The sequence below is a fragment of the Bacillus cereus group sp. BfR-BA-01381 genome, assembly GCF_022663555.1.
Taxonomy (GTDB): Bacteria; Bacillota; Bacilli; order Bacillales; family Bacillaceae_G; genus Bacillus_A; species Bacillus_A pacificus.
In genome coordinates, this window is sequence record NZ_JAKUFR010000225.1 from 1 (window position 1) to 450 (window position 450).

Genomic DNA, 450 nt, shown 5'->3' on the forward strand with positions numbered 1-450 from the left:
ACAAAAACAATGAAGACGTCTATGAATTTAATGAGTCTCCTACGATTTAACATAAAAACCAAGCAAACTGAAATTTGCTTGGTTTTTTACTTTAATTCATTATTTTCATATGTCCAAATGGATAATAAATTGCCGCTAATTCTCCTAATACATCTGCTTTATCAATGAGTCCTAAACCATTTCTACTATCTCTGCTTATTAAGCGATTATCTCCCATAACAAAAATCTTATTTTTAGGAACTGTAATCGGTCCAAAGTCCTCCGTTAAATTCATAAGTTTTTTTTCAGCTTGTTTTTTATTACTATACAAATACGCTTCCTCTATTACTTCATGATTCACATATAATTGATCATTTCTCACCTCAATAACATCGCCAGGCAAACCAATAACCCTTTTCACATAAAAATTATCTGTCTTTACAACAATAATATCTTCTCTCCCATAACTTT

At 30.2% G+C, this 450-nt stretch carries 1 protein-coding gene; it reads right to left on the bottom strand.

Translation table 11 applies throughout. From position 1 onward, the window contains the following. Window positions 1-91 precede the first annotated feature (91 nt). Window positions 92-450: signal peptidase I (gene lepB, locus MR079_RS28415; protein WP_242295091.1), on the bottom strand; the 359-nt coding region annotated here is incomplete at its 5' end.